The sequence below is a fragment of the Fundicoccus culcitae genome (assembly GCF_024661895.1).
In the GTDB taxonomy this organism is placed as follows: domain Bacteria; phylum Bacillota; class Bacilli; order Lactobacillales; family Aerococcaceae; genus Fundicoccus_A; species Fundicoccus_A culcitae.
Window position 1 is genome coordinate 3,171,698 of the sequence record NZ_CP102453.1, and the last position, 12,065, is coordinate 3,183,762.

A 12,065-nucleotide genomic window follows, 5' to 3' on the forward strand; every position below is an offset into this window, starting at 1 on the left:
GATGAATCATTCTCTAGACTGATGTAGGTAGTGGCTGATTCTGTCATGCTTATGTTGAGTGAATTTTGAGAAAAGAGGGATGATTGTGACAAAATTTTTACGCAATAATATATTTATTATCATAGCGGTCGTTTTATTTTTTATTGCTACAGAAATCTTTACCTCTGTTGGGCATATGGTCATTTTAGGAATGGGTCTTTTATTTCTCGTTTTCTTTAAGTTAAGCAAAGCCGAAAAGTATAAGAAGGTATTCTTGATATTAGGGGTTTTCTTTATTATCTTATCCATATTGTTGACAGAATCAATCTGGTTATTAATTATAGTATTATTGTTATTTGTCTTATTATTTCAAGGCGAACAAGGACATGAATTTTATAATTTAAGTGAAGTCCTTATTCATCCGTTTAAACAAAAAGAACGGTATTTAGGGATTCAATTAGTACGTCCACAAAGTGAACAAAGAACATTAATTAAAAAACAATCGTTAACTAATTTAGTTAGCCAACCACAAGAAGTTTATCCTTGGGATGATATTAATATTATCTATTTAGGAGGTAATTCTATCATTGACTTAGGAAATACCATTTTACCTAAAGGAGAAAGTACGGTTGTGGTTCGTAAGATATTTGGTAAAACGCGTTTGATTATACCACGAGATGTTGGTTTGCGAATTAATGTTAGTAGTATACGAGGAAATGTAAAATTTGAATCAAACGTTTATCCATTGGTCGGCGAAAATTTTCAGTGGGTAGGTGCTAACTATGATGAGGCTATTCGAAAAATGAATGTCATTGTGTCACAAGGAATGGGTGATGTTGAGGTGATTATCATATGAGCATGAAATTATGGATGCGATTATTTCTCCATATCTTATTGATTGTCTCAGCCTTAATTATCTTTACGTTAATATTACTTATTTTTGGGGCAAAGTTATTTACTTTAAATGATTTTTTTGCGGTTTCTTGGTTAAATATCCCTATGTATTTGATTTTAATTGCTGTGGTGTTTGCTGCTTGCTTGTTATATTCCGCTTATTTAGCTTCCTCTCTAAATGAATCTCATGAACAAGTGAAAAGTCGTTTAGATTGGTTATTATTAGACAAATATCAACATCCTATTTTTGAAGAGGAAATCGAATCGGATTCTTGGTTTGATGAACATGATATTGTTATTGAAAATATCAATCGTTTGCGTACACGTTTAATGCAATTAACCAATGATTTACAGGAATTTTCTGCTGCACCTATGTTTGTTGGGTCTGAAACTAGAGAAGAAATTATCGAACATGAACGTCATCGGATTGCGCGTGAATTACACGATTCGGTCAGCCAACAATTATTTGCGGCTATGATGATGTTATCAGCGATTAATGAAGTTGATAAAGATGAACCAATGACAGCTCAAAAACAACAACTCTTAAGAGTGGAATCAATCATCAGCAATGCTCAAACAGAAATGCGAGCTTTGTTATTACATTTACGTCCCGTTGAACTTAATGATAAATCATTAAAAGAAGGCATTACCCAGTTATTAAATGAATTGAAAAATAAAATTCCGATTGAACTAATTTATCACTTAGAAGATACTCATATGGAAAGTGGAATCGAAGATCATTTATTCCGTATTGTTCAAGAAGCCGTTTCAAACACCTTAAGGCATGCTAAAGCAACAAAATTAGAAGTCTATTTGCGTCAAGATAATGATACGGTTTCTTTAAAAATTATTGATGATGGAGTTGGGTTTGATTTAGAGCGCATAGGCAATGTCGGAACATATGGTTTAGCAAATATGAAGGAACGCATTAATAGTTTAGGTGGCAGCATTAAAATCGTTAGTATCCCTAATCAAGGAACAATTATTGATATAACAACGCCAATTCAAAGAGTAAAATTACAGCTAACTAAGGAAGGTGACTGATGATAAAGGTATTAATCATTGATGATCATGAAATGGTGCGCTTAGGCGTAGCCTCTTATTTAATGATCCAACCAGATATTGAAGTGATTGGAGAAGCTGAAAACGGCTTAGTAGGCTATCACAAAGCATTAGAACTTAGACCAGATGTTATTTTAATGGATCTTGTCATGGATGTCATGGATGGGATTGAATCAACGAAAAAGATATTAGCAGAGTGGCCTGAGGCCAAAATCGTTATCGTTACTTCGTTTTTAGATGATGAGAAAGTTTATCCTGCGATTGAAGCTGGGGCTAAAAGTTATCTATTAAAAACGTCATCGGCTAGTGAAATTGCTGATGCGATTCGCTCAACCTATAATGGTGAAAATGTGATTGAGCAAGAGGTGAGTGACAAGCTATTATCACGCAATTTTAAAAAATCGCAACCTCAATTGCATGATCAATTAACGAATCGTGAATTAGAAGTGTTAGAGTTGATTACAAAAGGTTATTCTAATCAAGCGATTGCGGATGAGTTATTTATTACTTTAAAAACAGTTAAAACCCATGTTTCGAATATCTTATCTAAACTAGAAGTTGTCGATCGAACGCAAGCGACGATTTATGCTTTCCAACACCATCTCTTTGAAGAGAATTAAGCAGAAAATCACCTAAACATTCAATTATGTAGTATAATGTTTGTGTTAGTCAAATAATCATAGATGGGCGGTAATTTAGATGGCAGCATACGATATAACATTAGAAGTGTCTAATGAAGCAGCAGATTGGTTTAAAGAAGAAGTTGGTATCCCTGAAGGATCAGGTATTCGTATTAAAGCAAAAATTTATGCAAGTAGTCCAATTAACCAAGGCTTTGGTATAGCGGTTGATTCAGAAGTACCATCAAAACCAATTGTTAAGTTTGAAGCACCTAATGGAATACTGTTCTTTATTGAAGATAACGATAGCTGGTTTTTTGATGGCTATGGTTTAAAAGTTGAGTTAGATAAAGATTTAAATGAGCCGAAATATATTTATTTAAAAGATGGGAAAGTTGTTGAGTAAGGTCAACCGACTTGATATCCAAAAAAATACTTAACTATCCAGAAATAGGGCAACTAGCAAGCCCTATTTTCGAAAGTTAAGTATTTTTTGTTTATACTAATCCGTTTTTCACTAATTCTTCTGCAATTTGGATGGTATTGGTCGCAGCACCTTTTCTTAAATTATCTGAAACCACCCATAAATTCAAGCCATTTTCAACAGACGCATCTCGACGAATCCGTCCAACAAATACCTCATCGCGATTAACGGCTTTCGATTGAAGAGGATATTCTAATTGGCTAGGATTATCAACAATAACGACATTTTCGACATTTGAAAGATCTTGGCGAATGGTGTCTAAATCGAAAGGTTGTTCTAATTCAACATTGATACTAACAGCATGAGACGTATGGATCGGAACTCGAACAGCTGTGGCTGTGATTGGTAAATTGGGTATTCCTAGTATTTTTCTGGTTTCTTCAATCATTTTATTTTCTTCTTTGGTATAGCCATCTTCCAAAAAGACATCAATTTGGGGGATTACATTATCATTGATTGAATAGGGAAAGTTATCCGTTGTCTTGTTAACTAAATCATTAATACCTGCTTGACCTGCTCCAGATACCGCTTGGTAAGTATTGTAAACAACTCGTTTAATGCCATATTTGGTTAAACCAGATAAGGGAAGGACGGATTGAATGGTTGAGCAATTCGGATTAGCAATGATTTGTGAGGGATGTTTTAATTGGTCGTGGTTAATTTCAGGTACGATTAAATCGATTTCTGGATTCATCCGCCAAAAAGAACTATTATCTACAACATAGATACCTTCTGCAGCGGCTATAGGAGCAAATTTTTCCGAAATGCTACCCCCAGCAGAAAAAAGGGCAATTTGTATCGGTGCTTTCAATGAATCTTCTGTTAATTCTTGTATTTCAATGTCTTCCCCTTTAAACGTAACGGTTTTACCCGCTGAACGTTTTGAGGCAAATAAGTATAATTTTTCGATTGGGAATTGGCGTTCTTCTAAAACTTCGATCATTTTGCTGCCAACTACTCCTGAAGCACCAACAATAGCCAGATGGATTTTATGTGTCATGTGATTCTTTCTCCTTTAAATGTCAATCTACTCTATTAACTTATCACGCATTGGCGAAAAGTCAAGTGAGTCTGTCTTTTTTCTGATAATTTGATAAGAATATTAGACATAAGTTTTTAGTTTCTATTATATAACAGCCTTGTATTCATTGACACTTTTACATAGAATTGCTATAGTAAAAACAAATCTAATCGATTAATTATTAATTTTACGTGTTTTTAACCTTTAATCTAAAATTAAGTTAAAATGATAAAGATATAATGTTCTTCATTTAGATGTATATTTTAATTTGCGATTTTTGCTTTGATAAAAATTGATTAAATCGAACTTGGCTGGTTTGTCTTTTTTTGGTATCAAAGCACAGCTAGACCTATATTAAACCCAATATGGTAAGGGATTTAAGGAGATTGTAGCATTTTAATGCATACAGTCTCTTATGCGTTGATGCTCTATAAATGAAAATTCAAAATTAGATTGATCTGTTTTTTTATTACTTTTTGTTAAGCCCTTTACCCATTTTATTATAATCGAGGAGATGTTTATGAAATTAGAATCGTATCAAACTATTGTTAATGGTCAATTACAACATGATGGCTTAAGTTATCAATACTTAGCTGAAACCTATGGAACGCCACTGTATATTTTTGACGAAACTACTTTTGTTCAGCGGGTTAAAGATTATAAAGAAGCTTTATCAAACCCTTATTTTGAAACAGAAGTTCTATTCGCTTCAAAGGCATTACTTACGAAAGCGATGGGTCAATTAGTTGCACAATTAGGGATTGGTCAAGATGTGGTTAGTGCCGGTGAAATATATACGGCTGTCGCCAGTGGAGTGAACCCAAGTAAATTATATTTTCACGGTAACAACAAATTAAATGATGAACTGTTATATGCCATTGAGCAGGGTGTAGGAACAATTGTCTTAGATAATCGTTCAGAAGCTTCGCGCTTAAACAAACTGCTCCTTGATTTAGGTAAAAAGCAAAGAGTCTTATTACGCTTAAATCCTGGTGTTGAAGCACATACACACGAATATATTAAAACAGCACACAATGATTCAAAATTTGGGGAAAGTGTCTTTGACCCAGCCATTGAAGACGTTATCCAGACGATTAACAACTATCCCACTTTAGACTTGGCTGGCTTTCATTGTCATATTGGTAGTCAAGTATTTGAAGAACAATCTTTTCTAGATTCTGCTACCGAAATGATTGAATTTTCTAAAAAAATGGAAGATAATCTAAACTTAAAAGTGAAAGAAATTAATTTTGGGGGTGGCTTTGGTGTGTATTATACGGCCGAAGATAAACCTTTTGATATTAAAGCCTTCCTTCCAAAATTTATTCAACATGTTCATGAAACAAGTCAAAAATTAAGCTTAACGCTAGAAAAAGTAACCATTGAACCGGGACGTGCCTTAGTTAATCAATCAGGCTCAACTCTATATCGAGTGGGTGATTTAAAAACAACAACCAGTGGTAAAAATTATTTATTTGTTGATGGGGGCATGACCGACAACATTCGTCCAGCTTTATATCAAGCGAAGTATGAAGCCTTGATAACGAATAAAGCAGATGAAGTTGCCGATACCGTTTATACCATTGCTGGTAAAGCGTGTGAAAGTGGGGATAAAATTATTAATGATTATCCGCTACCTGAAGCGGAAACAGGTGATTTACTCTTAGTCAACGGCACGGGAGCATACAATTACACCATGTCCAGTCATTATAACCGTATTCCTAAGCCAGCTATGATACATGTATTAAATGGCAAATCACGTTTAACCGTCAAACGTGAAACATTTGCCGATATGATGCGCAATGAAATTTAGAATGGAGGAAGTAAAATGAGTTTATTTACAGGTTCGGGTGTTGCAATTTTAACGCCATTCTTGCCTAATGGTGAGATTGATTGGGATGCATATGGAAAATTGGTTGATTTTCATTTACAACACAAAACAGATGCCATTATTGTCACCGGCACCACAGGTGAAAGTGTGACGCTTACGGATGAGGAACAAATTAAGTTGCTTCAATTCACACTTGAAAGAGTGGATAAAAAAGTACCCGTTATTGCTGGAACGGGCTCGAACGATACAGCCCACACTATTCATTTAAGCCGAGCGGCTGAAGCGGTTGGCGCCGATGGCTTATTAGTAGTGACGCCATATTATAACAAATCTAACCGTCAAGGCATGTTTTTACATTTCGCATCGATAGCTGATTCCGTCAATATTCCAATTATTCTTTATCATGTACCTGGACGAACCGGGGTGGAATTAACGGTGGATCAAGTCGTTGAACTAAGTCAACATCCTAATATTAATGGGATTAAAGACGCCACTGGCGACCTTGCCTTTACGCAAGCAGTGATTGAGAATACGCATCCTGATTTCGCTGTTTATTCCGGAAATGATGATAATATTTATGACGTCATGGCTATTGGTGGCCAAGGTGTTATTTCCGTTCTAGCTAATGTCGCTCCAGAGGAAACCCATAATATTGTTCAATTATACAATGACGGTAAAGAAGCAGAATCGCAAGCCCTGCATCAAAGCTTAGCGGGTCTCATCGAAAGCTTATTTTTGGAAGTTAATCCCATCCCAGTTAAATATTTAGCCCATTTATTGGGTCATTGTCATAATGCTTATCGCTTACCTTTATTTGAGCCAAGTGACCTTGTGAAAGAACGCTTAGTTAATGAAGCTGAAAATCTCAGCCAATATATCATTGAATAGAGGTGAACGCTGATGAATATCCTATTAATTGGTTCTAATGGAGCTATGGGGCAGGCGGTTTTACAACTCGTCAATCGTTCTAAAACCGATCAAGTTGTTTTAGCTTTACAATCTGAGGAAGAAACCAATCCTAATTTACCCATTTTTAATGATTTTGAAGCCTTAGATGCTTATGTTTCTAAAGAACACCCCGTCATTGATGTCGTGATCGATTTTTCATCTGCTACACTCTCAGAGTCCGTGGTCAATTTTTCGAATAAATATCACCTCCCCTTAGTTTTAGCAACAACAGGGCAGTCTGCAGATGTTGAGCAACTTATTTTTGATACCGCTAAAACAATTCCCATTATTAATACCCATAATACAAGTATAGGTGTTAATGTCATGCAAAAAGCTTTACAATTATTAACCGAATATCTTTATCCTTTAGATTATGATATCGAAATTATTGAAAAACACCACCGTTTCAAAAAAGATGCTCCAAGTGGAACAGCCAAAATGTTATTTGATTCCATACAAAGTCAAGTCAATGAACCCTTACACATTCAAGCAGGACGTGAAGGCTTTTATGCTGCAAGACCTCATAATGAAGTGGGTATGCATGCGATAAGAAGTGGAAATATCGTTGGGGAACATACGGTTATTTTTGCTAACAACAATGAGGAAATCGAAATAACTCATCGAGCAAATAATCGGAGTTTGTTTGCTCAAGGTGCCTTAAAAGCAGCAGCCTATCTCACTCAAGCTGAACCAGGCCTCTATGATATGTCTGATGTGTTAGATTTATAATACGGTTATTGTTAACGGAAGGGGAGTGAAGACCATGCGTGTAAATCCTAATTTTGCTAAATTTAAGGAAGACTATGTTTATGTGAGTGTTAAAGAGAAACTCACTCAATATATGCAAACACATCCACCACAAGCAGAAATATTAGATTTAAGTATTGGTGATGTTTCATTTCCCTTAAATCAAGGCGTTATTGAGGCCATCCATCTTGCCGCTGATCAACAAGGAAAGATGGATACCTTTCATGGTTATAGCCCCAAAAAAGGACATCCATTTTTAGTCAGGGCTATCCTTGAAAATGACTATCAGGCTAAAGGAATCCCGGTAAACGAAAATGAGATATTTATTTCAGATGGTGCTAAAAGTGATGTTGCTCATATACAAGATTTGTTTGCTGAAGACATAACCATAGCCGTTGTTGATCCCTTTTATCCTGTGTATATTGATAGTAATGTTATGGCTAGTCGTGCAGGTGAATATGATGAAAAGACCCATCGATGGAGTCGACTGGTTTATTTAGAAGCAAATGAAGATAATGCTTTTGTACCCAATTTACCTCAGCAGGCAGTTGATGTAATTTACTTAAATTATCCAAATAATCCTACAGGTAAAGCTTTGACACAATCTGAATTACAAGCATTTGTTGATTATGCCAATCAGCATCAAGCCTTAATTATTTATGATGCTGCCTATGAAGCCTTCATTCAATCCGCTGAAATCCCCCGGTCAATTTATACCTGCCAAGGCGCCCGAAATTGTGCTATCGAGATAAAATCCTTTTCAAAAAGCGCTGGTTTTACAGGTTTACGCTTAGGTTATATGATTATTCCTGAAGATTTAGTGTATGAGGGTCAATCATTAAATGAGATGTGGGCGCGTCGCGAAGCCACTAAATTTAATGGGGCATCTTTTATTATTCAAAAAGCAGGGCAAGCAGTGTATCAGCCAAGGGTAAAAGCAGAAATCAAAGCAAATATTCAACATTATTTGGCTAACGCTTGCCGCGTTAAAGAAAGCCTTATAGAAGCCGGTTTTGTGGTGTACGGTGGTGAAAATGCGCCCTACTTGTGGGTGAAATCTATCCATGAGCAATCATCATGGGCGTTTTTTGAAGAATTATTGAATAAATACCAAGTGGTATCCACGCCAGGGTCAGCTTATGGTACTAATGGTGAAAATTTTGTCCGTTTATCGATGTTTGCTGCTGATGGCATTATTGATAAATTAATTAAGCGATTAAAAGAGTTGTAATTAAGTTAAAGGGAGCGATTTTGTGTACGAATGGCAATTAGATGATTTATATCCAAGTTTTGAAAGTGAAGCTTTTCAAAATGATTTAGCAAGTGTTGATACTCTTTTAGAAGCGTTTCAACACATTCAATTTGATGATAACCTTGAAAATATTAAAGCTGTTATCGCCTTAAAAGAGAAGCAATACGTTCTCTTCCGTAAATTATCGAGTTATATATCATTGAACTTGGCTACCAAAACAACGGATACTCAAAGTACGAATTATCAAAATGTGATGGCTAATAAGTTTAATCAGTTTGCCAAAATTAATGCTCAAATAGATCGTTTCTTAGGTGAAATCGATACAGACATTACACAAGATGAGGATTTAGCGGAGTATACATTTTATTTTGCAGAGTTAAAAGAAGAAGCTAAACATTTATTAAGTGATGAAGCAGAAGAAGTCATCACCAAGCTAAATCGCTCTGCCGGCAGTGGTTGGAGTAATCTAACGGAGTATTTGACTTCGACAGTTGAAACAGATTTCAGGGGTGAAACCAAGACGCTCAGCCAGTTACGTAATTTAGCCTATAGTGCTGATTCCGACGTGAGAAAAGAAGCTTTTGAAGTGGAAATAAAGCTTTATGATGGGATTAAAGATTCGATTGCTTTTTCATTAAACAATATTAAGTCCCAAGTTTTAGATGTTACACAGATGCGTGGTTATGATTCTCCCCTTGATGAAACGCTTAAAAAATCAAGAATGAGCCGTGAAACACTGGATGCTTTGCTGTCAGCCATTAAAAATAATTTACCGATTTTTAGAAAATATTTGAACCATAAAGCAAGCTTGTTAGGGCATGACAATGGGTTGCCTTTCTATGATTTGTTTGCACCCATGGGTAAGACCAGTCAAACGTTTACGGTTGAAGAGTCTAAAGCGTATTTAGTCGAAAAATTCCAAGCTTTTGCACCTGATTTGGCCGAAATGACAACGCAGTTTTACGATAAACATTATATGGATTTCTATCCGCGTAAAGGGAAACGTGGCGGTGCTTTTTGTTCGAATTTACCTTTTATTAAGCAATCACGGATTATGTTAAACTTTGGCGAATCTTTAAGTGACATTTTGACCATAGCGCATGAACTAGGTCATGCTTATCATGGAACAAAAATTCATTCGCATCGTCCTTTAAATTGGCGTTACTCCATGCCAGTAGCTGAAACAGCTTCAACTTTTAACGAAGCGATTGTCATGAATTATTTGATTAAAGAAGCGAAATCAGACGATGAAAAAGTAGCCGTTATTGAGCAGTATCTGCAAGATGTGACGCAAATTATTGTAGATATTTATTCACGATATTTGTTTGAATCAGAAGTATTTGAAAAACGTCAAAATAGCTTTATGTTTGCCGATGAATTAGCGGATATGATGACCAAGGCTCAAATTGAAGCTTATGGGGACGGTTTAGATAAAGATGCCTTACATCCTTATATGTGGGTCAACAAAACCCATTATTATTCAACAGGCTTAAGTTTCTACAACTTCCCTTATGCCTATGGCGGTTTGTTCTCTCGTGGATTGTATGAGATTTATCAAAATCAACCAGATGGTTTTGTGGAAAAATATGGTGAACTTTTGCATAAGACGACCGTGGCATCCGTTGAAGACGTCGCTAAAGTGATGGATATTGATGTGACCAGTGAAGCTTTCTGGCAGTCAACCATGAATGGCATTGCTGATTATGTTGATCAATTTATCGCATTAACCACTAAATAAAATAAATATCAGTGCTGGACGTTTCTTAGTAAGAAGCTACTGGCACTGATATTTTTTGTTAAAAATTAATGCGGTTCAGCCATTGGTTGGCAATGACACCATGACCCACTGGAGTAGGGTGAACACCATCTTCAACGGTAAATTCAAGTGGATCAGATTCGGTTAATAATTGTTCGAAATGATCAGATAACGGGATGAGCTCAGCCTTAAAATCGTTAGCAATATTAGCGATGATTTGATTCATCAAGTTTAGCTCATTTTTCCATGCTAAGCGATCGTCGAGAATAGGTAAAACAAAGGGTTGGATTAGAATTAATTGTATTGCTGGATTTTGTTCTGTCACTTGCATTAGTAATTGGCGGTAACGGCGGTCAAAATCATTTAAGTATTCTTGGTCAATCGGTGTGCTATTGGTACGATTATGCCAAATATCATTGATACCAATGAAGACAGTTAAAATATCTGGATTGACTGCTAAACAATCCGTCTCCCACCTCTTTTCTAAATCAAGCAATTTATTACCGCCAATCCCTCGATTAAAGACCTTTAGATGCAGATGGGGTACTTTTCCTAACAGAAGGTTTCCCGCCAGGAAAACATAGCCCAAACCTAAATCTTCGTCATTATTAAAACTTCTACCACAGTCTGTAATACTATCTCCAATAAATAAAATCCGATCATTTGCTCTTAGTTTCATTAACATGCCTCTCAATCAATTATTAGTACTTTCATTTTAGCATAAACTTATTTTACTTAACATCTTTAGATTAGAACATTTGAAACACGGTAAGCGGGAAGTGAGCGAATGTTAAATTAGGTTATTCGGTCACCAAATACCTAATTTCATGACCGAATAGCCTAATTTGTCGTTTATTTAATGGTCACACATTTCCCGCTTAGGTTCACGCACACAACAAGCGACATTTCTTGCGTGCGCCTGAGCTCGCGCACACAACAAATGCCCGAATATGTGTGCGCTCCACATCACGCTCACAACAAATGCTCCAATATGTGTGCGCCCCACGTCACGCTCACAACAAATGCCCCAATATGTGCGCGCTCCACATCACGCTCACAACAACTGCCTGAATATGTGTGCGCCCACGTAAGTGAGAAATGACGGTTTTCACTTCCCATTTCCCCTGAGAGGCGGATGGCGCGTCCCAACCGCCAGAGGGAAGTCTGAGAGGCGGATGGTGCGTCCAATCCGCCTTCAAACAAACTGAGAGGCGGATGGGGGAAAGGTGCCGTGTCGATTTGACGGTCTTTCACTTCCCACTTACAAACACGGATTTTAGGTTAAGGTCATCGGGAAGTAAAAGACCTAAGCTTTCATCAAATAACTGAGTTAATGTCCGATTAGCGAATATAAACTGAATTTGCGAAACACTGATACTTCGTTTCTGGCTTATGCGCAATCACATACGAGTCGAATCCGATAGGACCCCATGTAATTGTACAATAAGTGGAATCTTCAGCTCGGAAATTC

11 protein-coding genes are annotated in these 12,065 nt (G+C 36.4%); 9 read left to right on the forward strand and 2 right to left on the reverse strand.

Annotated elements, in window-relative coordinates:
* The first annotated feature begins 85 nt into the window (after nt 1–85).
* The 4 genes from liaF (at nt 86) to NRE15_RS14365 (ending at nt 2,961) form a co-directional block, all read left to right on the forward strand.
* Complete coding sequence (gene liaF, locus NRE15_RS14350; RefSeq protein WP_313793548.1) at nt 86–835, forward strand: cell wall-active antibiotics response protein LiaF; 750 nt, start codon at nt 86–88, stop codon at nt 833–835.
* Complete coding sequence (locus tag NRE15_RS14355) at nt 832–1,917, forward strand: sensor histidine kinase (protein ID WP_313793549.1); 1,086 nt, start codon at nt 832–834, stop codon at nt 1,915–1,917. The genes liaF and NRE15_RS14355 overlap by 4 nt, the downstream gene beginning before the upstream one ends.
* Nucleotides 1,917–2,555, forward strand: a complete 639-nt coding sequence (locus NRE15_RS14360) for a response regulator transcription factor (protein ID WP_313793550.1) — start codon at nt 1,917–1,919, stop codon at nt 2,553–2,555. The genes NRE15_RS14355 and NRE15_RS14360 overlap by 1 nt, the downstream gene beginning before the upstream one ends.
* A gap of 79 nt (nt 2,556–2,634) precedes the next feature.
* Nucleotides 2,635–2,961, forward strand: coding sequence for a HesB/YadR/YfhF family protein (locus tag NRE15_RS14365; RefSeq protein WP_313793551.1), 327 nt, complete (start codon nt 2,635–2,637; stop codon nt 2,959–2,961).
* Between the two features lie 91 nt (nt 2,962–3,052).
* On the opposite strand, the gene NRE15_RS14370 is transcribed toward NRE15_RS14365, so the two are convergent.
* Nucleotides 3,053–4,039, reverse strand: a complete 987-nt coding sequence (locus NRE15_RS14370) for an aspartate-semialdehyde dehydrogenase (protein WP_313793552.1) — start codon at nt 4,037–4,039, stop codon at nt 3,053–3,055.
* A gap of 541 nt (nt 4,040–4,580) precedes the next feature.
* Between NRE15_RS14370 and lysA the strand changes: the two genes are divergently transcribed.
* Genes lysA through NRE15_RS14395 form a run of 5 tightly spaced genes read left to right on the forward strand, consistent with a single transcriptional unit; the run spans nt 4,581 to nt 10,576 of the window.
* Nucleotides 4,581–5,873 (forward strand): diaminopimelate decarboxylase, encoded by a 1,293-nt coding sequence (lysA, locus tag NRE15_RS14375; protein ID WP_313793553.1) that lies wholly within the window; start codon nt 4,581–4,583, stop codon nt 5,871–5,873.
* A gap of 15 nt (nt 5,874–5,888) precedes the next feature.
* On the forward strand, nt 5,889–6,779 hold the full coding sequence (gene dapA / locus NRE15_RS14380) for a 4-hydroxy-tetrahydrodipicolinate synthase (RefSeq protein WP_313793554.1): 891 nt from the start codon (nt 5,889–5,891) through the stop codon (nt 6,777–6,779).
* A 12-nt stretch (nt 6,780–6,791) separates the two neighbouring features.
* Nucleotides 6,792–7,568, forward strand: coding sequence for a 4-hydroxy-tetrahydrodipicolinate reductase (gene dapB, locus NRE15_RS14385; RefSeq protein WP_313793555.1), 777 nt, complete (start codon nt 6,792–6,794; stop codon nt 7,566–7,568).
* Between the two features lie 34 nt (nt 7,569–7,602).
* A complete protein-coding gene (locus NRE15_RS14390) occupies nt 7,603–8,817 on the forward strand; it encodes an LL-diaminopimelate aminotransferase (protein WP_313793556.1) in 1,215 nt (404 codons plus the stop codon).
* Nucleotides 8,818–8,839: 22 nt separating this feature from the next.
* Nucleotides 8,840–10,576 (forward strand): M3 family oligoendopeptidase, encoded by a 1,737-nt coding sequence (locus NRE15_RS14395; protein WP_313793557.1) that lies wholly within the window; start codon nt 8,840–8,842, stop codon nt 10,574–10,576.
* Between the two features lie 58 nt (nt 10,577–10,634).
* Here the strand turns inward: NRE15_RS14395 and NRE15_RS14400 are convergent, their stop codons facing one another.
* Entirely contained in the window at nt 10,635–11,273 is a 639-nt protein-coding gene (locus NRE15_RS14400) for an SGNH/GDSL hydrolase family protein (RefSeq protein WP_313793558.1), read from the reverse strand.
* Nucleotides 11,274–12,065 lie beyond the last annotated feature (792 nt).

Excerpts from the sequence above, each read along its gene's own strand:
- NRE15_RS14365 (WP_313793551.1), top strand. The coding sequence starts at position 2,635 with ATGGCAGCATACGATATAACATTAGAAGTGTCTAATGAAGCAGCAGAT.
- NRE15_RS14360 (WP_313793550.1), top strand. The coding sequence starts at position 1,917 with ATGATAAAGGTATTAATCATTGATGATCATGAAATGGTGCGCTTAGGC.
- dapB (WP_313793555.1), top strand. The coding sequence starts at position 6,792 with ATGAATATCCTATTAATTGGTTCTAATGGAGCTATGGGGCAGGCGGTT.
- lysA (WP_313793553.1), top strand. The coding sequence starts at position 4,581 with ATGAAATTAGAATCGTATCAAACTATTGTTAATGGTCAATTACAACAT.
- NRE15_RS14390 (WP_313793556.1), top strand. The coding sequence starts at position 7,603 with ATGCGTGTAAATCCTAATTTTGCTAAATTTAAGGAAGACTATGTTTAT.
- NRE15_RS14370 (WP_313793552.1), bottom strand. The coding sequence starts at position 4,039 with ATGACACATAAAATCCATCTGGCTATTGTTGGTGCTTCAGGAGTAGTT.
- NRE15_RS14355 (WP_313793549.1), top strand. The coding sequence starts at position 832 with ATGAGCATGAAATTATGGATGCGATTATTTCTCCATATCTTATTGATT.
- dapA (WP_313793554.1), top strand. The coding sequence starts at position 5,889 with ATGAGTTTATTTACAGGTTCGGGTGTTGCAATTTTAACGCCATTCTTG.
- NRE15_RS14400 (WP_313793558.1), bottom strand. The coding sequence starts at position 11,273 with ATGAAACTAAGAGCAAATGATCGGATTTTATTTATTGGAGATAGTATT.